17 protein-coding genes are annotated in these 20,505 nt (G+C 47.5%); 15 read left to right on the plus strand and 2 right to left on the minus strand.

Features of this window, described 5'->3' with window-relative positions; all coding sequences use genetic code 11:
- The 12 genes from rsmH (at position 1) to ftsZ (ending at position 14,946) form a co-directional block, all read left to right on the plus strand.
- Positions 1–912: a 16S rRNA (cytosine(1402)-N(4))-methyltransferase RsmH gene (gene rsmH / locus D0X99_RS03315; protein ID WP_119476203.1), complete on the plus strand. Its 912-nt coding sequence runs from the start codon at positions 1–3 to the stop codon at positions 910–912.
- Complete coding sequence (locus tag D0X99_RS03320; RefSeq protein ID WP_119476204.1) at positions 909–1,292, plus strand: FtsL-like putative cell division protein; 384 nt, start codon at positions 909–911, stop codon at positions 1,290–1,292. The genes rsmH and D0X99_RS03320 overlap by 4 nt, the downstream gene beginning before the upstream one ends.
- The gene (locus D0X99_RS03325) at positions 1,289–3,397 is read left to right on the plus strand and encodes a penicillin-binding protein (protein ID WP_119476205.1); all 2,109 of its coding nucleotides are present in this window, start codon (positions 1,289–1,291) and stop codon (positions 3,395–3,397) included. The genes D0X99_RS03320 and D0X99_RS03325 overlap by 4 nt, the downstream gene beginning before the upstream one ends.
- Positions 3,398–4,861 carry a UDP-N-acetylmuramoyl-L-alanyl-D-glutamate--2,6-diaminopimelate ligase gene (locus tag D0X99_RS03330; protein ID WP_119476206.1) on the plus strand — a complete coding sequence of 488 codons (1,464 nt, stop codon included), beginning with the start codon at positions 3,398–3,400 and terminating at the stop codon, positions 4,859–4,861. It abuts the gene before it with no gap.
- A gap of 1 nt (position 4,862) precedes the next feature.
- Positions 4,863–6,074, plus strand: a complete 1,212-nt coding sequence (mraY, locus tag D0X99_RS03335) for a phospho-N-acetylmuramoyl-pentapeptide-transferase (RefSeq protein WP_119476207.1) — start codon at positions 4,863–4,865, stop codon at positions 6,072–6,074.
- Between the two features lie 7 nt (positions 6,075–6,081).
- Positions 6,082–7,437, plus strand: a complete 1,356-nt coding sequence (gene murD / locus D0X99_RS03340) for a UDP-N-acetylmuramoyl-L-alanine--D-glutamate ligase (protein WP_119476208.1) — start codon at positions 6,082–6,084, stop codon at positions 7,435–7,437.
- Positions 7,434–8,609, plus strand: coding sequence for an FtsW/RodA/SpoVE family cell cycle protein (locus tag D0X99_RS03345; RefSeq protein ID WP_119476209.1), 1,176 nt, complete (start codon positions 7,434–7,436; stop codon positions 8,607–8,609). Before murD ends, D0X99_RS03345 begins: the two co-directional genes overlap by 4 nt.
- Before the next feature lie 11 nt (positions 8,610–8,620).
- Positions 8,621–9,730, plus strand: a complete 1,110-nt coding sequence (gene murG / locus D0X99_RS03350) for an undecaprenyldiphospho-muramoylpentapeptide beta-N-acetylglucosaminyltransferase (RefSeq protein ID WP_119476210.1) — start codon at positions 8,621–8,623, stop codon at positions 9,728–9,730.
- Positions 9,727–11,133, plus strand: a complete 1,407-nt coding sequence (gene murC / locus D0X99_RS03355; protein ID WP_119476211.1) for a UDP-N-acetylmuramate--L-alanine ligase — start codon at positions 9,727–9,729, stop codon at positions 11,131–11,133. Before murG ends, murC begins: the two co-directional genes overlap by 4 nt.
- The gene (locus D0X99_RS03360; protein WP_119476212.1) at positions 11,130–11,885 is read left to right on the plus strand and encodes a cell division protein FtsQ/DivIB; all 756 of its coding nucleotides are present in this window, start codon (positions 11,130–11,132) and stop codon (positions 11,883–11,885) included. The genes murC and D0X99_RS03360 overlap by 4 nt, the downstream gene beginning before the upstream one ends.
- A gap of 9 nt (positions 11,886–11,894) precedes the next feature.
- Entirely contained in the window at positions 11,895–13,202 is a 1,308-nt protein-coding gene (gene ftsA / locus D0X99_RS03365) for a cell division protein FtsA (protein ID WP_119476213.1), read from the plus strand.
- A 109-nt stretch (positions 13,203–13,311) separates the two neighbouring features.
- On the plus strand, positions 13,312–14,946 hold the full coding sequence (gene ftsZ, locus D0X99_RS03370) for a cell division protein FtsZ (RefSeq protein WP_233553636.1): 1,635 nt from the start codon (positions 13,312–13,314) through the stop codon (positions 14,944–14,946).
- Positions 14,947–14,949: 3 nt separating this feature from the next.
- On the opposite strand, the gene D0X99_RS03375 is transcribed toward ftsZ, so the two are convergent.
- The gene (locus D0X99_RS03375; protein WP_119476404.1) at positions 14,950–15,474 is read right to left on the minus strand and encodes an NADPH-dependent FMN reductase; all 525 of its coding nucleotides are present in this window, start codon (positions 15,472–15,474) and stop codon (positions 14,950–14,952) included.
- A 97-nt stretch (positions 15,475–15,571) separates the two neighbouring features.
- Here D0X99_RS03375 and D0X99_RS03380 point away from each other — a divergent pair, with 97 nt between their 5' ends.
- Positions 15,572–16,390: a purine-nucleoside phosphorylase gene (locus D0X99_RS03380; RefSeq protein WP_119476215.1), complete on the plus strand. Its 819-nt coding sequence runs from the start codon at positions 15,572–15,574 to the stop codon at positions 16,388–16,390.
- Here D0X99_RS03380 and D0X99_RS03385 read toward each other — a convergent pair.
- On the minus strand, positions 16,387–16,854 hold the full coding sequence (locus D0X99_RS03385; RefSeq protein ID WP_158587670.1) for a hypothetical protein: 468 nt from the start codon (positions 16,852–16,854) through the stop codon (positions 16,387–16,389). The genes D0X99_RS03380 and D0X99_RS03385 overlap by 4 nt on opposite strands.
- Before the next feature lie 100 nt (positions 16,855–16,954).
- Between D0X99_RS03385 and D0X99_RS03390 the strand changes: the two genes are divergently transcribed.
- Positions 16,955–19,372: a TonB-dependent receptor gene (locus tag D0X99_RS03390; protein ID WP_158587671.1), complete on the plus strand. Its 2,418-nt coding sequence runs from the start codon at positions 16,955–16,957 to the stop codon at positions 19,370–19,372.
- Positions 19,365–20,462: a DUF4249 family protein gene (locus D0X99_RS03395; RefSeq protein WP_119476218.1), complete on the plus strand. Its 1,098-nt coding sequence runs from the start codon at positions 19,365–19,367 to the stop codon at positions 20,460–20,462. The genes D0X99_RS03390 and D0X99_RS03395 overlap by 8 nt, the downstream gene beginning before the upstream one ends.
- The last annotated feature ends 43 nt before the right edge of the window (positions 20,463–20,505 follow it).

The raw sequence follows: 20,505 nt of genomic DNA on the forward strand, positions 1-20,505 counted from the left end.
ATGACTGAGTCTGTTTATCATATCCCAGTGATGCTCGCCCAATGCACTGAAGGCTTGGCTATTGATCCCAATGGGATTTATGTAGACGTGACTTTTGGGGGAGGTGGGCATTCCAGGGAGATTTTGAAGCATCTCGATAAAGGTCATTTGTATGGATTTGATCAGGATGAAGATGCGCTTGCCAATGCTCCTCAGGATGACCGCTTCACTTTTGTGCAGGCCAATTTCCGGGACATCAAACGCTATCTCAGGCTTTACGGGGTCAAGAAGGTAGATGGGATATTGGCAGACTTGGGGATTTCATCCCATCAGATCGATGAACCTGGGAGAGGTTTTTCTACCCGATTCAGTGGAACTCTCGATATGAGGATGAATCAATCTGCTGAGATAAGCGCCAAAGAGGTCTTGAATACCTACGACGAAGGAAAGCTTCATAAGATTCTTGGAATCTACGGGGAAGTAAAAAATGCCAAGACTCTGGCGCAGTCAATTGTAGCTGAGCGGGCACAACGGCCATTTGAGACGACTGAGGGGTTCACAGCATTTCTGAAAAAATTTGCCCCGCGTGGCAAAGATTTCAAATACTACGCTCAGGTCTTTCAGGCATTGAGAATAGAAGTGAACGATGAAATGGGCGCATTGGAAGAGATGCTCCTGAGTGCCGTGGATTTGCTGAAACCGGAAGGAAGATTGGTTGTGATGAGCTACCACAGTCTGGAAGATCGGTTGGTCAAAAACCTCATGCTGAAAGGAAAATTCCAAGGCGAGGTTGAGAAGGATTTCTACGGGAATCTGATTCGGCCTTTGGAGCCTTTGACCAGAGGGGCAATCGTAGCGGATGAGGCAGAAGTCGCTGCTAATCCGCGTGCAAGAAGTGCCAAGTTGAGAATTGCTAAAAAAGTAGGGAAATGAGTCAGAACACCTTTAAGAAAAAGCTAAAGGCCGGAAACGCTCCAAAGGGAGGTTCCGGAAAGACCATTTTTACCTGGATGGAAGAAAAGCTCGATGTCAAAGGGATCCTCGGTGAAGGCGTTCCGGTTCAGCTGGTGCCTCCGGTGGGATTCTTGGTCATACTTGCGCTGATCTACATCTACAGCAACCACCGGGCAGAAAGTATGACCCGGAAAATCGAAAAAGCTCAACAGGAAGTGGAAGACCTCCGTGCGGATGTCACCACTCTGGAAGCAGAATATATGCAAAGCAGCATGCAGTCCGAAGTGGCTAAGCGTGTGGCCAAGCTTGAAATCTATGAATTGAACCAGCCACCGATCAAAATCGAGGTAGAAAAGTGAACATCAAACGCTCCATAGTGCTCCGAGTGAGGGTGGTTTTCATCCTGGTGGCTTTGGCTGCCTGTGCGATCCCTTACAAGATCGCCGTGGTGCAGCTCAAGGAGGGGGAGAAGTGGAGAGCAAAGGCAGAGCAGGTCAATTTTCAATATCGGGAAGTTCCTGCCACGCGTGGAAACATTTACGCGACCGATGGCAGCTTGCTGGCTACCAGTTTACCTTTTTACCGGGTAGCAATTGATCCGACCATGGCTAAAGAAGCCAAATTCAAGTCAGGAATCGACTCACTTTCCCGATTGTTGTCCGGTTTTTACAAGGACAAATCAGCCACGGCCTACAAGCGGATGATTCAGGATGCCCGGGTGGACAAGAAGCGTTTTTTGATCCTAAACAGGAAGCAGATTGGCTACCAGGACATGCAGAAGATGACCTCTTGGCCGATTTTCAGAGAAGGTCGACTTGGGGGCGGAGTGATATTTGAAAAAGTAGAGAAGCGATACAGGCCATTTAATTCCCTTGCCAGCCGTACGGTTGGTTTTCTTAATGAAGACCAATATGGCGCAGGGATCGAATACAGCTTCAATAATTACCTGAAAGGAAAAGACGGAAAGGCACTCTTTCAACGGCTTTCAGGCGGAAGCTGGAAGCCGATGTTTGATGCAGATGACATCAAACCGGAAAATGGCTATGATGTATTTACCACCTTGGATGTCAACATTCAGGATGTGGCAGAGACAGCTTTGAGAAGACAACTGACTGACCGAAATGCTGCTTTTGGATCTGTGATTGTCATGGAAGTGAAGACTGGTCACGTCAAAGCGATGTCCAATCTTCAGCGCAACAAAAGCGGAGTAGGCTATTCTGAAAGCTACAATTATGCAGTAGGCGACATCGGCAGTACTGAGCCTGGATCCACATTCAAATTGCTTTCCATGTTGGCTTTGCTGGAGGAAAACAAAGTCAGCCTCAACGAAAAAATCGAAACTGGAAACGGTGCCCACCGGTTCTATAACCAGACGATGTACGACGCCAAAAATGGCGGTTTCGGTACAATCACCATTCGTGAGGCTTTTGAGAAGTCTTCCAATGTGGCTATTTCCAAACTTGTGGATATGCACTTTGGCTCCAGCCCATCCAAGTTTATGGCCTATGTGCAAAAAGCAGGTTTATCTGAGCCATTTGGATTGCAATTGGCCGGTGAAGGAAAGCCTTTCTTCAAAAAACCGGGATCCAAAACCTGGTATGGTACTTCCTTGCCTTGGATTTCGATCGGCTATGAATCCAAACTGAACCCGATCCATACCTTGGCTTTTTACAATGCTGTCGCAAACAATGGCGTCATGATGAAGCCGATGTTTGTAAAAGCGGTTGGTAGAGGAAATACTTTGGTGGAAACTTATCAGCCTGAGGTCGTTCGCGAGCGAATCGCTTCCGAAAAAACCATCAAACAACTTCAGGAACTTTTGGAAGGGGTGGTGCTGAGAGGTACGGCAAAAAACATCCTGAACGAAGACTACAGAATCGCCGGTAAAACAGGGACAGCCCAGAAAATCATCAACGGAAAATATACCGAGACCTACTACACCAGCTTTGCGGGATATTTTCCAGCTGACCGTCCCAAGTATAGCATGATTGTCGTGATCGACAGTCCAAATGGCTTCGCGGCATATGGAGGGGACGTTTCTGCTCCTGTTTTCAAGGAAATCGCGGACCGCATTTTCGCATTGGACATGGAGTTGAATCCGGTAGACCAATCCAAAATTTTTCAGGCTGAAAATCTCGGATCCAAGCTGCCCTACATCAGTGCAGGAAAAGGAGAAGAGCTCCAGGAAATATTCGATGAATTGAAGATTTCCGCGAAAAGTCCTACCACGGAAGATTGGGTCAAAACTGAAACGGTAGCCGAAAAGGTCAATTTGAAAATCAACGACACCGAAAAGCCAGTCGTGCCGGATGTGTCAGGAATGCCGCTTCGGGATGCGCTTTTTATCCTGGAGAATAAAGGACTCAAAGTGAATTACAATGGGAAAGGCCGCGTGCAGGTTCAGTCGCTGACACCCGGTACCCCACTTACCCCAAATGCAACTATTAATCTGGTATTAGGATAAATGAAAGTACTCAAGGACATCTTATACAAAGTATCGCTAACCTCGACCATTGGTGACATGGAGCGTAGGGTGAGCGGTATTGTCTTTGACAGCAGAAAAGTGGAGGAGCGGAGTGCTTTCGTTGCAGTTCCGGGTACTCAGGTCGACGGACATGAGTTCATATCCACAGCGCTCGAAAAAGGAGCCACCGTCATTGTTTGCGAAAGACTTCCGGAAGTTATTCAGGAGGGAATTACTTACGTGCAGGTGGTCAACTCTGCCAAGGCTTTGGGGATCATGGCTTCCAATTTCTTTGACAATCCTTCGGAAAAAATCAAGGTCGTAGCCGTCACTGGAACCAACGGCAAGACCACCACTGTGACGCTTTTGCACCAGCTTTTTGTAGTGATGGGCTACAGCACCGGATTGCTTTCCACCGTGGAAAATAAAATCAATTCCGAGGTGATCCCAGCTACGCATACCACTCCGGATGCTGTCAGTGTTCAGGCACTGCTTCGCAAAATGGTTGATTCAGGATGCACACATTGCTTCATGGAGGCAAGCTCACATGCGATAGTGCAGGAGCGGATTGCTGGGTTGAAATTGGCTGGAGCGGTATTTACGAACATTACCCACGATCACCTGGATTATCACGGGACTTTTGATGAGTACATCAAGGCCAAGAAAAAGCTGTTTGATGAGTTGCCTAAGGATGCTTTCGCTCTGGTAAACGGGGATGATAAGCGAGGATCGGTGATGCTCCAAAACTGCAAGGCCACTCATCAGACTTTTGCACTCAAAACTTCCGCTGATTTCAAAGCAAAAATCCTTTCCAATACCCTAGAGGGTCTGGAACTGGATATCCATGGCAAACAGATTTGGTTCCGGATGATCGGAGCTTTCAATGCCTACAATTTGCTTGGTGTACTCGGAGTAGCTGTGCTCCTGGGAGAGGATGAGGATGAAGTCCTTCAAACGCTTTCCGGAATCCGTGGGGCAAAAGGGCGTTTCGATCGGATTTCGATCGGTGGAATCACAGCCATCGTCGATTATGCCCATACGCCGGATGCGTTGGACAATGTATTGAAAACCATCAACGGCGTCCGAACAGGAAATGAACAACTCATTACTGTGGTAGGCTGTGGTGGAAACCGTGACAAGACCAAGCGTCCTGTCATGGCAAAAATCGCAGTGACTGAAAGCAACAAAGCCATTTTCACTTCTGATAACCCCCGTTTTGAGGAGCCAATGGATATCCTTCGGGATATGCAGGCTGGAGTTAGTCCTTCAGATGTCAGAAAAACACTGACCATCGAAGACCGGCGTGAGGCTATCAAAACAGCAGTTATGCTTTCCCGGAAGGGAGACATCATTCTGATTGCAGGAAAAGGACATGAAGATTACCAGGAAATCAAAGGGGTGAAACATCACTTTGATGATGCGGAAGTAGTATCCGAAATCTTAGAACAACTGACTAATACCTGATATGCTATATCCCATTTTTGACTACTTAGATCGAGTGCTTGACATCCCGGGAACGGGCGTGTTTCGCTACATCTCGTTCCGTGCGGGAATGGCGGCAGTATTTTCCCTGATCATCACAATCACATTTGGTCACAAAATCATTGATTGGATCCGCAATAGACAAATCGGAGAAACAGTCCGTGACTTGGGTTTGGAAGGGCAGTCTCAAAAGAAAGGGACTCCTACCATGGGAGGTCTTATGATGATTGCGGCGATTTTGATCCCAACCATTCTTTTTGCCAATCTGAATAACATTTACATCATCCTTTTGCTCATCTCCACCATTTGGCTGGGTCTGATCGGATTCTTGGACGATTACATCAAGGTATTCCGCAAGAATAAGGAAGGGTTGAAAGGAAGATTCAAGATTGTAGGTCAAGTAGGCATTGGAATCATTGTAGGCGCCACACTTTATTACCATGATGACGTGGTGATCCGGGAATTTTCCACCCCGGTTTCCATCGAGGAGGGAGTGGTGGAGACGCCGTCTTTCCAGGATGTGAAGGCCTTGAAAACCACCATCCCTTTTGTCAAAAACAACGAACTGGATTACGAACACATCCTGGGTTTCATGGGTGAGTCCATGGTTCCGGTCCTTTATATCTTGGTGGCGATTTTCATCATCACCGCGGTGTCCAACGGGGCAAACATCACGGATGGAATAGACGGATTGGCGGCCGGGACCTCAGCCATCATCGGATTGGCTATTGCGATTTTTGCTTACCTGAGCGGTAATGCCATTTTCTCCCAATACCTGAACATCATGTATATCCCCAATTCCGGGGAGCTGGTAATATTTGCCTCGGCATTTATCGGTGCCTGTATCGGATTTCTGTGGTACAACGCCTATCCGGCTCAGGTTTTCATGGGTGATACAGGATCCCTGATGTTGGGTGGTGTGATAGCTGTTTTGGCACTGACACTTCGTAAGGAACTGCTTATTCCGATCATGTGCGGGATTTTCTTGGTCGAAAATCTCAGTGTCATGATTCAGGTGAGTTATTTCAAATACACCCGAAAGAAATACGGCGAAGGGCGCAGGATTTTCCTGATGTCACCTTTGCATCATCATTATCAAAAGAAAGGAATCCATGAAGCCAAGATCGTCACCCGGTTTTGGATTGTAGGGATCCTTTTGGCAGTAATTACACTCGCAACCCTCAAACTGAGATAAAGTCAAAATGAAACAGATTGCCATCCTTGGAGCTGGAGAAAGTGGAGTGGGAGCAGCATTGCTTGCCAGAAAGGAAGGCTATGGAGTTTGGGTATCTGATATGGGGCAGATTTCGGAGGAAAGAAAAGCTGCTCTGAAGACTGCCGGGATTGGTTTTGAAGAGGGAGGACATGACGAGCAGAAGATCCTTTCCTCAGACCTGATCATTAAAAGTCCGGGTATTCCAACCAAGGCTCCTTTGGTGAAAAAGGCGATGAATGAAGGAATTCCGGTCATTGATGAACTGGAATTTGCAAGTCATTACAGTGCTGGAAAAGTCATAGCCATCACCGGTACAAACGGAAAGACTACCACCACTTTGTTGACTTACCACCTGTTGAAAGAGGCAGGGCTTGATGTAGGACTTGCAGGAAATGTAGGTCAAAGTTGGGCCGCACAACTGGTGGAAAAGGATCACGACTGGTGGGTGATTGAGATTTCGAGTTTTCAGATTGACGGAATTGAACGCTTCAAGCCGGAAGTGGCTATTCTGACCAACATTACCCCGGATCACCTGGACCGCTACGACTATCAAATCGAAAATTATATCCTCTCCAAGATGAGCCTGTTCAAAAACATGACTCATCGGGAAAAGTCTATTTTCTATCTGGAAGATCCGCTTTCTCAAAAGGGCTTGGAATTGAAAAAACCAAAAGCGGATCTGCACTGGATTTCGCTCGCTTCAAAGCAGGTAAAAGGTGGATACAGCGATGGAAATACGTTGGAGATTTCCGCCAATGGAAAACGAGCCAGCATTCCGGTTTCCGGACTTTCTATCCAAGGAAAGCATAACATTTTGAATGCACTTTGCTCCGGTACAGCAGCCTTGATGGCTGGATTGACCCAGGAGCAACTGATCGCAGGGTATAAAATTTTCAAGAATGCACCCCACCGGATGGAACTGATCCGCACGGTGGACGGAGTACGATTTGTCAATGACAGCAAAGGAACCAATGTCGAATCCACCTACTACGCTCTGGGAAGCTATACCGATCCGATGATCTGGATAGCCGGAGGGGTAGACAAGGGTAATGATTATTCAGTCCTGAATGACTTGGTAAATGACGGTAAAGTCAAGGTTTTGATCTGCTTGGGCAAAGACAATGAAAAGCTGAAGAAAGCTTTCAACGGAATCATTCCAGTGATCAAAGAAACACAGGATATCCGCGAAGCGGTGAGTTGGGGTCAGGATTTGGCCAAATCAGGCGAGGTGGTTCTGCTCTCGCCGGCCTGTGCAAGTTTCGACTTATTCAAAAACTATGAAGACCGCGGAGAGCAGTTTCGCGCTGCGGTATTGGAATTAAAAGCTAAAAAAGAAGCATGACTACGCTAAAGGCATGGATAGACGAGCAGTTTAAGGGCGATCCCATCATCTGGGCGATCGTGATTTTGCTGTCTTTGTTCAGCATTCTGGTGGTGTATTCTGCTACCGGGACTCTTGCCTACAAAACAGCAGGTGGAAATACCGAGCTGTATCTGTTCCGTCATTCCTTCCTGGTGTTCATTTCCTTAGTGGTTATGTGGCTGGCGCACAAGATGCCTTACAGAAAGTATGCGCTTTATGCCCGTCTTTTTATGTACTTGTCGATTCCACTGTTGGCCTTTACCTATGCCTTTGGATCAAATATCAACGACGCCAACCGCTGGCTGACCATTCCGGTGATCAATCAGGCATTCCAGCCGTCGGATTTGGCAAAGCTCTCCCTAATTGCTGCACTTGCCGCGATGTTGGCAAAGCGTCAGAACAACATCCAGGATTTTACAGGGACATTCCTACCAATCATTCTTTCCATCGGATTCATCTGTGCGCTGATCGGAATGGCGAATATGTCCACAGCGATCCTGCTCTTAATCACTTGTTTATTGATCATGTTCATCGGCCGGGTGCCGGTAAAATACCTTGCTTTGGTAGTTATGGTTGGGGTGATGGGTTTAACCATTGCGGTTTTCACAGGTCAAAGAGGCGAAACTTTCTGGTCACGAATAGAGGCATTCTGGGAATCCAAGGAGGACGATAGCAAGATTCCTTTTCAGGCAGAGCAATCCTACATCGCTATTGCCACCGGAGGAGTCACCGGTAAAGGTCCGGGAAACAGTGAACAGCGTAATTCCCTGCCGCATCCTTACTCCGATTTTATATACGCCATCATAATCGAAGAATACGGCCTGGTGGGCGGAGCGACTGTGCTCTTCCTCTACCTCGCACTTCTCTATAGAGGAATGCGCATCGTGGCCAATTCCAATAAAGCCTTCGGAGGCTTGCTTTCCGCAGGATTGAGTTTTGCCCTAGTCATCCAAGCCTTGGTCAATATGGCCGTGGCTGTGGGATTAGGGCCGATTACAGGTTTGCCACTTCCACTTCTGAGTATGGGAGGAACATCCTTGGTTTTCACCGGAACAGCACTGGGGATTATCCTGAGTGTGAGTCGCGGAGACCACTCGGATGAGGTAAGTGCACAGCCTGAAGTAAGCAGTAACCGATTACGAACAGCATAAACCCAAAAACCATTAGCGCTCAGCACACATATCGAATTCTCATCAGCGGTGGAGGCACCGGGGGACATATTTATCCCGCCATTGCCATCGCCAATGCCTGGAAGGAAAAGCATCCGGGCAGTGAGGTACTGTTTGTGGGTGCGCTCGGGAAAATGGAAATGCAAAAGGTCCCCGAAGCAGGCTATGAGATCAAAGGTTTGCCGGTGGCAGGACTTCAGCGCAGCCTGACTTTGGACAATCTGAGCTTTCCGTTTAAGCTTTTGAAAAGCCTTCGAATTGCCTCACAAATCGTGAAGGACTTCCGTCCGGATGCGGTAGTGGGAGTCGGTGGTTATGCCAGCGGCCCGGTTCTTTACGCTGCGCAAAGCAAAGGAATTCCTACCCTGGTGCAGGAGCAAAATTCCTATGCAGGGTTGACCAATAAGCTCCTCTCCAAAAAAGCCACCACCATCTGTGTGGCCTATCCGGGTATGGAGAAGTTTTTCCCGGCAGGCAAAATCAGAATCACCGGCAATCCGGTACGAAAGGACATTCTGGATTTGTCTGGGAAAAAGGAAAAAGCGCTCGAACATTTTGGATTGGCAGCAGACCGCAAGACGATTCTGGTTTTGGGCGGCTCTTTGGGAGCTCGTACACTCAACCAAGCGGTGCTTGCAGACATGGAGAAGCTTGAGAAATCAGGCTATCAGGTACTCTGGCAAAGTGGCAAGTTTTATTTCAAAGACATGCTGTCTAAGCTGGAAGAGTCCGGACTAAAGCATATCCATTTGAGAGAATTCATCCGAGAAATGGATCTGGCCTATGCAGCAGCGGACGTGATTGTGTCGAGAGCGGGTGCGCTTTCGGTGTCTGAACTCAGCTTGGTAGGAAAGCCGGTGATTTTTATCCCATCTCCCAATGTGGCCGAGGATCATCAAACCAAAAATGCCATGGCCTATGTGAATCATCAGGCAGCTTTGCTGCTCCGGGATTCAGGAGCGGTGGGCCAATTGAAAATCAAAGTAGATGAAGTGATGCAAGATGCCGAGTTGGCAGCTGCACTTGGAAATAACATGAAAAAGTTGGCTAAGCCGGATGCGGCATTGGCTATTGTAAGCGAACTGGAAAAACTGGTCAAATGACATTCAAAGGGATAAATAAGGTGTACTTCCTCGGGATCGGCGGCATAGGCATGAGTGCCTTGGCGCGTTGGTTCCGTCATGAGGGCTATCCTGTAGCGGGATACGACAAGACTCCTTCTCCTTTGACTGAAGAGCTGGAAAAAGAAGGCATGCTGATCAGTTTCACAGATTCTGCGGCAGATATTCCTTTTGAATTCACTACCAATCCAGATGAGGTTTTGGTGGTTTGGACCCCGGCTATTCCAAAAGACAGTGTGCTTTTGAATTTCTTCCAGGCGCACTATCAATTGAAAAAACGATCTGAAGTCCTGGGTATGATTACCAAGGATTTCTATACTATCGCTGTTGCCGGAACCCACGGAAAAACAAGTACCTCTTCCTTGGTTGCTCACCTCCTAAAATCAGCGGGCAAACCTGTGGCAGCTTTCCTGGGTGGCATTACCCAGAACTATAACAGCAACCTGATTCTGCCTGGCAAATCAAAAGAAGCCACGCTCGTCGTGGTTGAAGCGGATGAGTTTGACCGATCTTTCCTTCGACTTCATCCCAACGAAGCTGTGGTCACCAGTGCTGATCCGGATCATTTGGACATTTACGGTGACGAGGCCACGATCCTAAACGGATTCCGTGATTTCATCAAGTTGTTGGACCGAAAAGGCAAGCTCTACATCCAGACCCATGCTTGGTACCGGTTGGGTGAAAATCTGGGCATCAGCGCTGGAATCAGAGAATATGGCTTGCGCTCTTCAGGCATTCATGCGGAAAATATCATTGCCAAGCCTGGAATTTTCCTTTTTGACTACATCGGCACCAAGGTCCAAATCAAAGGACTGGAGTTGCACATTCCGGGTTTCCACAATGTGGAAAATGCCTTGGCCGCTATCGCCATTGCCGTGGATCACGGAGTAACCGAGGATCAAATCCGTACCGGAATCAAATCTTTCCGCGGGGTGAAGCGCCGGTTTGAGATTCATTCCTCAGTACCGGGCCACATATATATAGACGATTATGCCCACCATCCGGAGGAGATCAAGGCTTGCCTGAGTTCTGTTAGGGCGATGTATCCGGCCAGCCGCCTGACTGTGATTTTCCAGCCTCACCTATTTACCCGAACTCGGGATTTTGCACCCGGATTTTCTGAAAGTCTCTCGTTGGCAGATGAGGTGGTGCTGTTGGATATCTATCCGGCCCGTGAGCTTCCGATTGAAGGTGTTACCTCTTCCATGCTACTTGAGGGAATTCATGCGGATAAAAAGACGCTCATCAGCAAAGCTCAGGTCATGGACTACCTGAAGGAATCCCAGCCCCAAGTCCTCGTGACCATGGGAGCAGGAGATATTGATCGATTGGTGCCGGGCATTGCTGCTTGGACGAATTCACGAACTAAATCCGGGGAAGCATGAACAAGACCAAATTGAAAAAAGTGCTTGGATTTTTGACCCTCTGCCTCGTTTTGGTAGGGTTCATCGGCTTTGTGGAAAAGCAATCCCAACTCAAAACCTATGAGGGATTGGAGATTGATTTGGAGGCAGTAAGCGGCGTGTATTTCGTTGAGGAAAAAGAAGTCGAACAGATCATCAGCTCTGCATTTCCAGAATTAAAAGCAGGTCTGCCAGCTACAGAAGTTCCATTGGCAGCAGTGGAAAAGCGACTTGCGGGTCATCCGTTCATTAAGTCGGTACAGGCGTCCATCGAGCAAAAAGGAATTTTGAAGGTGAGCATCCAACAACACGAGCCAATCGCACGGATTGCCCGACCGATGGCAGCTGACGGCTACATTACTACGGAAGGATTGATCATCCCTACCTCTCCGACTTACACCAGCCGCGTGCTGATTTTGGAAGGGGCATACGCAGAGCAGTTGATGGATCAGGGAAGCGTGAATGCCATGCCGGAACTGATGCCTTTGATCCAGTTCATTACCAAAGATGAGTTTTGGAGTGCTCAGGTGACTGAGTTGGAAATCAATAAAAAGGACGACATCCGTCTGCACCAGCAGGTCGGAAAGCAGGTGATTGAGTTTGGAGATGCCCATGATTTTGAGAGCAAATTCAAACGAATCGATGTGCTCTATCAGGAGATTTTACCGAGAAAAGGCTGGAATGCTTATGAGCGAATCAGCGTGAAGTTTAAAAATCAAATTGTTTGTGAATAAAGCTTGGATATGGAAAACGACAAACTAATCGTAGGTCTGGACATTGGGACAACGAAAATCTGCGCGATCATCGGACGCAAAAATGAATTTGGAAAACTCGAAGTGCTTGGTATGGGCAAGGCAGTTTCTGATGGAGTGGATCGCGGCATCGTGACCAACATCGAGAAGACTGTCAACGCAATCCAAAAAGCCGTCGAAGATTGCTCCAATATGGCAGATGTGGACATCGCGGAGGTCATTGTCGGAATAGCCGGACAGCACATTCAGAGCAAAATCATGCACGGAAGCATCATGCGTCAGCCCACCGAGGATGAAATCACGGTGGAAGATGTGCAGCGTTTGTCCGCAGACATGCACAACATCGTCGTGCCTCCGGGTAACAGCATCATCCACGTGATGCCGCAGGACTATACCGTCGACTATGAAGGAGGTATCAAGGATCCCGTTGGGATGGCCGGTACCCGATTGGAGGCGGATTTCCACATCATCACTGCACAAACTACCGCCATTCACAACATCAACAAATGCGTCAAGCGAGCGAATCTGGAATCCAAGCAACTGATTCTCGAGCCTTTGGCGAGTTCTCTTTCCGTCCTGAGTGACGACGAAAAAGAAGCGGGAGTTTGCCTGGTTGATATCGGTGGCGGGACGACTGACATTGCGATTTTCTACGAAAACATCATCCGACATACGGCTGTGATTCCTTTGGGTGGAAATATCATCACCTCAGACATCAAGGAAGGCTGCATGCTGATGCAGAATCAGGCCGAACTGCTCAAAACCAAATTCGGAAAAGCAATCGCTGAAGAGGCAAATCCAAATGAGATCGTATCAATTCCTGGGCTCCGGGGACGTGCGGCAAAAGAAATTTCCATCCGTAATCTGGCTTCCATCATTCAGGCCCGAATGGAAGAAATCATTGAAATCGTCCAGAACGAAATCATGCAAAGTGGCTACTACAAAAAACTGGCCGGCGGGATTGTACTGACCGGCGGTGGATCACAGCTGCAGTGTATTTCTCAGCTGTTCGAATACATGACTGGTTTGGATACCCGCATTGGATTCCCCAATGAGCATCTGGGCAAGTCCGTCATCGAAGATGTAAAAAGCCCCATGTACGCCACTTCTGTGGGTCTGGTTTTGGCAGGATTCAAATCCCTGGACAACCGGGAGGAAGGCTATCTAAAGCGAAAAGCCAATTCGGGAGCCAAACCCAAAATTATGGTCAAGCGGGAAGCTATTGCCAACAACTTCTTCAAAGGAATAACCGATCGGCTAAAAACATTGATCTCCGATGACGTCGGAGAAGAATACTAATTACTAGGGCTTATGATTGGGGAGGTAATCAGCCTTGCGGATTACTTCCTTCCTTACCCTTTTTTCAAGAAAAATCAACAACCAAAAAATATTCACCAAACCATAAAATATGTCAGATAACATGAAAGATTACAGATTTGACCTCCCAAAAAACCAAAAATCCATCATCAAAGTCATTGGTGTAGGTGGCGGCGGTAGCAACGCCGTAAACCACATGTATGGCCAAGGAATCAAAGATGTGGAATTTGTCGTGGTCAATACCGATGCTCAGGCCCTGAAGTCCAGTCCGGTGCCTTTGAGATTGCAGTTGGGCGCCAACTTGACCGAAGGTCTCGGTGCAGGTGCCAACCCGGAGCAAGGCCGAAGTGCTGCGCTCGAATCCCAGGATGAAATCCGTGAACTCCTGGCGGACAATACCAAGATGGTATTCATCACTGCCGGAATGGGTGGGGGTACCGGAACCGGTGCTGCTCCCGTGGTGGCTAAAATTGCCAAAGAACTTAACATCCTGACGGTAGGTATCGTGACTGCCCCGTTCATGTTTGAGGGTAAAAAGAAAATGGCCGTAGCTCAGGCGGGTATTGAGTCCTTGAGAGAAAACTGCGATACCGTGCTCGTGATCCTCAATGACAAACTGAGAGAAATCTACGGTAACTTGGCTATCCGTACCGCCTTCAGCAAGGCAGACGATATCCTGACTACTGCTGCAAAATCCATCGCTGAAATCATCACCATCCACCAGGATGTAAACGTCGACTTTGAAGACGTGAAGACCGTGATGAAAGACGCCGGTGCAGCCGTAATGGGTTCCTCAACAGAAGAAGGTGAAGGCCGTGCCATTCGTGCTGCAGGTGCTGCGATCTCTTCTCCATTGCTGAACAATGTCGACATTAAGGGTGCTCAGAAAATCCTCCTTTCCATCATGTCCGGTGAGGAAGAAGAACTTTCCATGGACGAATTGAGCGAAATCACGGAATACATCCAGGAGAAAGCCGGTGACAATGCCGAAGTGATTTTTGGTCAGGGTATCGATCCGGAATTGGGCAAAGCCATCCGCGTAACAGTAATTGCTACAGGTTTCGAAATGGATAAGCTTTCTGAAAAGCCAAGAAACAGAGAATTCGTTGCTCCGATTTCTGCTTTTGCAAATCCCGTTGCCAGCACCCCAGTTCCTACTCCGGAAGTAGTAAAAACTGTAATCAACCTTGATTCAGGAAAGAGCCAGCAAGTGAAAGAAGAACCGATTTCCGGTGGGGCCACTTATACTTTCAACCTGCCAAAGGTGCCTGTATCAGCACCAGCCAAGCCTGTTGAAGAGGAAAAGGATGAGTTTGTATTCCATGTGAATCCGATTCAGGAAGAAAAATCCGAGCCGACTTTTGTAGCAGCTGAGCCTGAAAAAATCGTTCACAACCTTTACGAACAAGCTGATAGCAAAGTAGAAAAACTTCCAAAGGAATCTGAGCCAATGCCACAGGTATTTGCCAACGATTACTATGAGCAAATGAAGCAAAAGGCGATTCAGCGCGCGCACGAGCGGTTTGAAAAACTGAAGGGCAACCGAGCTTTTAACCCTAGTCCGGAAGATTTGAAAGAAAAAATGAATGTACCTGCCTATCAGCGCAAGAACGTGGTACTCAATGAACCACAGCACAGTTCAGAGCCTGCCATCAGCAAGTACAATCTGAATGACGAGAACGAGATTCTCGGCAATAACAGATTTCTGCATGACAATGTGGACTAAGTCCTAAAACTCAAGCAGCATGTCTGCCTGGGTTTGCAGTAAGTCCACATAAAGCCTGTTGGTGAGCAGGTTATCTGACATATTTTGCTCGATTTTGGCAAGCTTCGGCTTGAGAGCGAGGACATGCATACCCAGATAATGGAAGATGTCGGTGAGGTGGCTCAATGCGATGCCACCCCCGCCTATTCCGGATGAAATTCCCACCAAAGCACATTTTTTATTCCGGAAGGTATTCGGATAGGTCATCCCGTCGATGAATGTTTTCAGGACGCCGGGAAAAGAACCGTTGTACTCAGGGACAATGAACACAAACTTTTTCCCCTCTTTGACACGGTCATGAAAAGCATTGTAACCGGCATTCTTCCCGTTGTTTTCATACAGGGCAGTTTCGACAAAATCTGCCGGCAAGTGAGCCAGCTCCAGAATTTCAGATTCCTGACCTTTTTCCAGTAGAATGGACTGATACAATTCCGCGACGATTTTGGATACGGAGTTTTTGCGGTTGGTGCCGACGATGATTTTGATCATGTGGGTGGTTTTTCTGACTCCTATTACAAGCAAGTAGGGTGAAAAGTTCTAAGGCTGATCCAAAATTCTATCTTTGCCCGTAAATCAGCCAAAAATCATGGACTACCTCAAGCAAATTCAAGAAGCGGTCACTTTCATTCAAAAGTTGAATCCTACTTCTGTTTCCATCGGGATAATTTTAGGAACCGGACTGGGAAGCCTCGGCAACCAAATCGAAACCGAGTTGGAAATTGACTATAAGGACATCCCTCATTTTCCTGTTTCCACGGTGGAAAGCCATTCGGGAAAATTGATTTTTGGCACCTTGTCCGGGAAGAAAGTGGTCGCCATGAAAGGCAGATTCCACTACTATGAGGGTTATTCGATGAAGGAAGTGACTTTTCCGGTACGGGTGATGAAAAAGCTTGGAGTCAGTACGCTGTTGGTTTCCAATGCCTGTGGAGGATTGAATCCTGCACAGGAAGTGGGAGAAGTCATGATCATTTCTGATCACATCAATTTATTCCCTGAAAACCCACTTCGTGGTAAAAATTTCGACGAGTTGGGCCCTAGATTTCCGGATATGAGTGACGCCTATTCCAGGAGACTGATTGAAAAAGCCCTTCAAATCGGTAAGAAAGAGGGAATCAACCTACATACCGGCGTGTATTGTGGGGTGGAAGGGCCCAATCTGGAAACTCCTGCCGAATACAAGTACCTGCGCATAATTGGCGGTGACGCGGTAGGCATGAGTACCGTGCCGGAAGTGTTGGTAGCACGACACTCAGGAATGGAAGTATTTGGGATTTCGGCAATCACCGACTTGGGCGTTGAAGGCAGAATCCACAAAGTTTCCCTCGAGGATGTGATCAAGGCAGCCGGTAAAGCCGAACCCGTCATGAGTTTAATCATGAGGGAGTTGGTCGCCCAGCTTTAATTTTCAGGAAGTTGGTCCATCGTTGTGATCAACTTCTGCATAAAAGGTTTGATTTCTTCCGGCCAGATCTCTGGGATATTTCCAACTTGCCACCACAGAACACCGTCCTCGTTTTCAAAAGCAAGGTAATAGCCACCCTGCTCGGCGCAGTCCGGGCATGCAATAAAATCAAGGCCTCTCGGAAGCAGATACGATTCTGGAAAAGCTGTTCTCAGGTCTTGGGCCAACGTAGCGAATTCATTCCCGAGTGGGGTTGATTTGTAGGTAATGATAGGTGCATCCCGAAAGGAATTCATATTGTCCACATACAATTTCCCTTTGTCCAATTTGTAGATTTGAATGCAGTTGCTTTCACAGAGGAGGTTCCATTTTCCGAAGATAAAAGCATCTGCCTGGGGTTCTTCTTCCTCTTTACATCCGGCAAAAAGTGCCACTAACAGCATGATGAAGGGTAGCTTTTTCATTTTTTCAAACGTTTTTGATTTAAGAAAACGTGAAAGGTTTTGGATCGTTTATCAATTTGTATTGCAATTTTTTGAAAAAATTAAGTTTCTTGAAAGTCCTATGATGAGATTTTGTGCCGGCGTATTTTTCTTTTTTTTCATTTCTGTTTTCTCCGGATTTGGCCAAACTGATTCCCTGACTTTTTCTTTTGGAAAAATGGAAGGCAATCATCCCCAATCCTATGTGTTGACTGGTAAAATCACTTCCAAAGACAGTGGCGATCCGATTCAGGGAGTGGGTATTCATGTGGATGGGCTGTTTACAGGAGTCAGTACGGATAAGTTTGGGACATACTTTGTGATGGTGGCTCCCGGAGATCACAGGGTGGCCTTTCGTCACATTTCCAACATCCCGGTTTTCACCAGAATCCTGCTTTATGAAAATGGGGTGGTCAACCTGGAAATGGAGGAGAAAAATTTTGAACTCGAAGGGGTGGTCGTGATGTCTGATGAACCTGACCGGAATGTAAGAAATCCAATTACCGGGGTTACCAAACTGACCACGCGCGAATTGAAAGCCATCCCTGCGTTTCTCGGCGAAGCAGATATTTTCAAAGGACTCCAGCTCCTGCCTGGAGTGAGTTCCATGGGAGAGGGAACTTCCGGAATCAACGTTCGTGGTGCCAAGGCTGACCAAAATCTGCTCTTGATGAACGAGGCCTTGGTGCTTAGTTCCAATCATGCACTTGGGTTCTTGTCGGGTTTCAACACGGATGTGACGGAGACTTTTACACTTTACAAAGGCAATCTCCCATCCACTTTTGGAGGAAGGGCGGGATCGGCTCTTAACATTTTGATGAGACCTGGAAGCAAGGAAAGCTGGCAGGGACAACTGGGATTGGGGACTTCCAATGGGAAAATTCTGGTGGAAGGGCCTGTTTTGAAAGACAAGGTTTCCCTCATTTTTGGCGGTCGACTTTCCAATGTCAATTGGCTGCTTAATCAAGCCAGAGATCTGGATATCCAAAACAGCAAACTGAATTTTTACGACGGATACCTAGGCCTGAACTGGGAAATTGCCAACGGTCATCAACTGGAATCAAACACCCTGGTAACGGGAGATGACTTTCAGTTTTCTGACCAGTTTGGCTACGATTGGGCCAACCGGATCAGTTCACTTCGGTACAAAGGAATTTTGGGTGAGCAAATTTCCATCACTGGATTGCTGGCTGATGGCAACTTTGACAATGCCTTTTATGATCCCGAGGGCGTAGATGCTGCCCGGGTTCAAAACGGGATGCGCTACCAGCAAGGTAAAATCTCCGCCACTTGGGCAAATGAGAACTTGGCGGTCACCGGAGGACTGGAGGGAATCTATTACCGGGGAAAGCCTGAACGGATTTCACCCTACAATGAGGAATCCGCGATCCAGGAAGAGCAGGTCGGAAAAGAAAGGGGCAGAGAACTGTCAGGGTTCCTTTCCGCTGAGTATGAGTTGGGGGAAAATACCGGATTTGTGGCCGGACTTCGGTATTCCGGTTATTCCCAGTTGGGCCCCGATACCGTGTACCAATACAATCCCAATTCCCCGATTGAAGAAGGTGAAATCACCGGAGAGACGTATTATAACTCCGGAAAAATCAAATCCTATTCAGGATTGGAACCTCGGTTTTCCCTGAGACAAAACCTCAATTCTAGTTTGTCGCTAAAGCTTAGCTATGCCCGACTTTTCCAATACATCCAGTCCATTTCCAACACCTTCGGGCCGACACCCATAGACCTCTGGCAGTTGAGTTCTACCTACATCCCTCCGCAGCGGTCGGATAATTTTTCCTTGGGATTATTCAAAAACTCCAAAGACAACAGTTGGGAATATTCCATTGATGCTTTTTACCGAACCAGTGTAAATCAGGTCGAATACCGAAATTTTGCACAGATTTTTCTCAATCCTCACATGGAGACTGAGTTGGTTTTTGGGGAGGGAGAGGCTTATGGCGCTGAGTTTTTGATCAAGAAAAACCTGGGAGTGGTGACCGGATGGCTGGCTTACACCTATTCACGTTCTTTTTTCCGATCCCAAAGTTCCTTTGAAGAAGAGCAAATCAACAGCAATGAGTGGTTTCCTTCCAACTATGATCAACCACATGAAGTCAATTTTATCCTGAGTCGGAAAATGTATCCTCGTGGTCTCTTCAATCTGTCGATTAATTATTCCACCGGCCGACCGGTCAGCGCAGTCAATGCCTCTTATATTTTAAACGGAGGCTTGGTCGTGCCGGATTATTCCGCCCGAAACCAGTATCGAATCCCGGATTATTTCCGTGTTGATGTTTCCTACACTGTGGAAAAGGTCTTTTCCAAAAAGGGGGATAGCCTGAATTTCAGCATTTACAATTTGCTGGGAAGGAAAAATGCTTACTCGGTTTTTTGGCAAAAGGACGGGGATTCTCAACAGTTGAGGCCGTATCGACTGGCGATTTTGGGATCGATTTTTCCGTCAATTACCTACAGCATTCAATGGGGAGGTGGTGATGAATAGGTTAAGAATTATCGGACTTCTGGCTGTTTTACTGGCCTTTAATTCCTGTGTGGAGCAGATCACGTTCCCACTCGAGAAACCGGAAACCGAGCGTTTAATTGTCTCGGGTACTTTTACGGATTTGGACGAAAAGCACACTGTGTTGTTGTCGGAGACTACTTCCAAGGCCAGGCAGCCGCTTTTTTCCGGGGGGTACTTTACCTTGGATGATAAGCCTCGCCCAGTACAGAATGCGCAGGTGTATCTGCTCGCTCCGGAAGTAAATGGGAGTTGGCTTTACCGGGAAGTGAAGCCAGGACAATATGAATTGGAGGGAGATTATGCGATTCGGGAGGGATTGACCTATTTTCTTGAAATACAAGTTGCCAATAAAACCTATCGCTCCACTCCGCAGAAAATGCCTGAAGTCATCGGTGCCGATGACCTGAGTTTTAGCTTTGAGCGGACGCGCTTGGATGATAATCCGGAAGCTGCCCAAGTGGTGATTCGGACGGAAGCAACTTTACCTGAACAAGTGGGAGGGTATTACCTGCGTTGGGCAGTGGATGAAGCATACTTTTGGGATTTGACCTTTTTCCCAAACCCGTTTAATACACCGCCTCCGCCCTGTTATGTGTTTGAAGTGTCGGATGCGGAGCGGATTACCTTGGTCAACGGAGATTTGCTGAATAAACCCGGTGGGAAAAGCAGCCAGATTCTGGCCAAGCGCCTGGTGGACCAATCCTTCCTCAGTCGGCATTACTTCAATGTACGACAGCTGAGCATTGACAAACAGGGATACGAGTATTGGCGAAAAGTCCGGGAATTGGTCAACAACACCGGGTCGGTTTTTGACACACCACCGGCACCGATTCGAGGAAACCTATTTAATGTCAATGATCCCGAGGAAGTGGTTTTGGGCTATTTTGAAGTAGCAAAAGCAAATGTGACCCGGATCTACACCACCAGGGCCGATGTCCCTTTCTTTTTGGAAGAAATCTGTGCATATATCCCTGGCAAGCGGGCCACAGAGTACAAGCCTACCTGCCTAAGCTGCAATGCCTTTCCCAACAGTACCAATGTGATGCCGAAGTGGTGGTTTGATCAATGAGATAACAAAAGAAACCCCTCCCGAAATCCTTCAGGAGGGGTTT

It is taken from the genome of Algoriphagus lacus (assembly GCF_003583985.1).
In the GTDB taxonomy this organism is placed as follows: Bacteria; Bacteroidota; Bacteroidia; order Cytophagales; family Cyclobacteriaceae; genus Algoriphagus; species Algoriphagus lacus.

Excerpts from the sequence above, each read along its gene's own strand:
- mraY (WP_119476207.1), top strand. The coding sequence starts at position 4,863 with ATGCTATATCCCATTTTTGACTACTTAGATCGAGTGCTTGACATCCCG.
- ftsA (WP_119476213.1), top strand. The coding sequence starts at position 11,895 with ATGGAAAACGACAAACTAATCGTAGGTCTGGACATTGGGACAACGAAA.
- D0X99_RS03385 (WP_158587670.1), bottom strand. The coding sequence starts at position 16,854 with ATGAAAAAGCTACCCTTCATCATGCTGTTAGTGGCACTTTTTGCCGGA.
- D0X99_RS03380 (WP_119476215.1), top strand. The coding sequence starts at position 15,572 with ATGGACTACCTCAAGCAAATTCAAGAAGCGGTCACTTTCATTCAAAAG.
- D0X99_RS03360 (WP_119476212.1), top strand. The coding sequence starts at position 11,130 with ATGAACAAGACCAAATTGAAAAAAGTGCTTGGATTTTTGACCCTCTGC.
- murC (WP_119476211.1), top strand. The coding sequence starts at position 9,727 with ATGACATTCAAAGGGATAAATAAGGTGTACTTCCTCGGGATCGGCGGC.
- D0X99_RS03345 (WP_119476209.1), top strand. The coding sequence starts at position 7,434 with ATGACTACGCTAAAGGCATGGATAGACGAGCAGTTTAAGGGCGATCCC.
- murD (WP_119476208.1), top strand. The coding sequence starts at position 6,082 with ATGAAACAGATTGCCATCCTTGGAGCTGGAGAAAGTGGAGTGGGAGCA.
- D0X99_RS03330 (WP_119476206.1), top strand. The coding sequence starts at position 3,398 with ATGAAAGTACTCAAGGACATCTTATACAAAGTATCGCTAACCTCGACC.
- D0X99_RS03320 (WP_119476204.1), top strand. The coding sequence starts at position 909 with ATGAGTCAGAACACCTTTAAGAAAAAGCTAAAGGCCGGAAACGCTCCA.
- rsmH (WP_119476203.1), top strand. The coding sequence starts at position 1 with ATGACTGAGTCTGTTTATCATATCCCAGTGATGCTCGCCCAATGCACT.
- D0X99_RS03390 (WP_158587671.1), top strand. The coding sequence starts at position 16,955 with ATGATGAGATTTTGTGCCGGCGTATTTTTCTTTTTTTTCATTTCTGTT.
- ftsZ (WP_233553636.1), top strand. The coding sequence starts at position 13,312 with ATGTCAGATAACATGAAAGATTACAGATTTGACCTCCCAAAAAACCAA.
- D0X99_RS03375 (WP_119476404.1), bottom strand. The coding sequence starts at position 15,474 with ATGATCAAAATCATCGTCGGCACCAACCGCAAAAACTCCGTATCCAAA.
- D0X99_RS03395 (WP_119476218.1), top strand. The coding sequence starts at position 19,365 with ATGAATAGGTTAAGAATTATCGGACTTCTGGCTGTTTTACTGGCCTTT.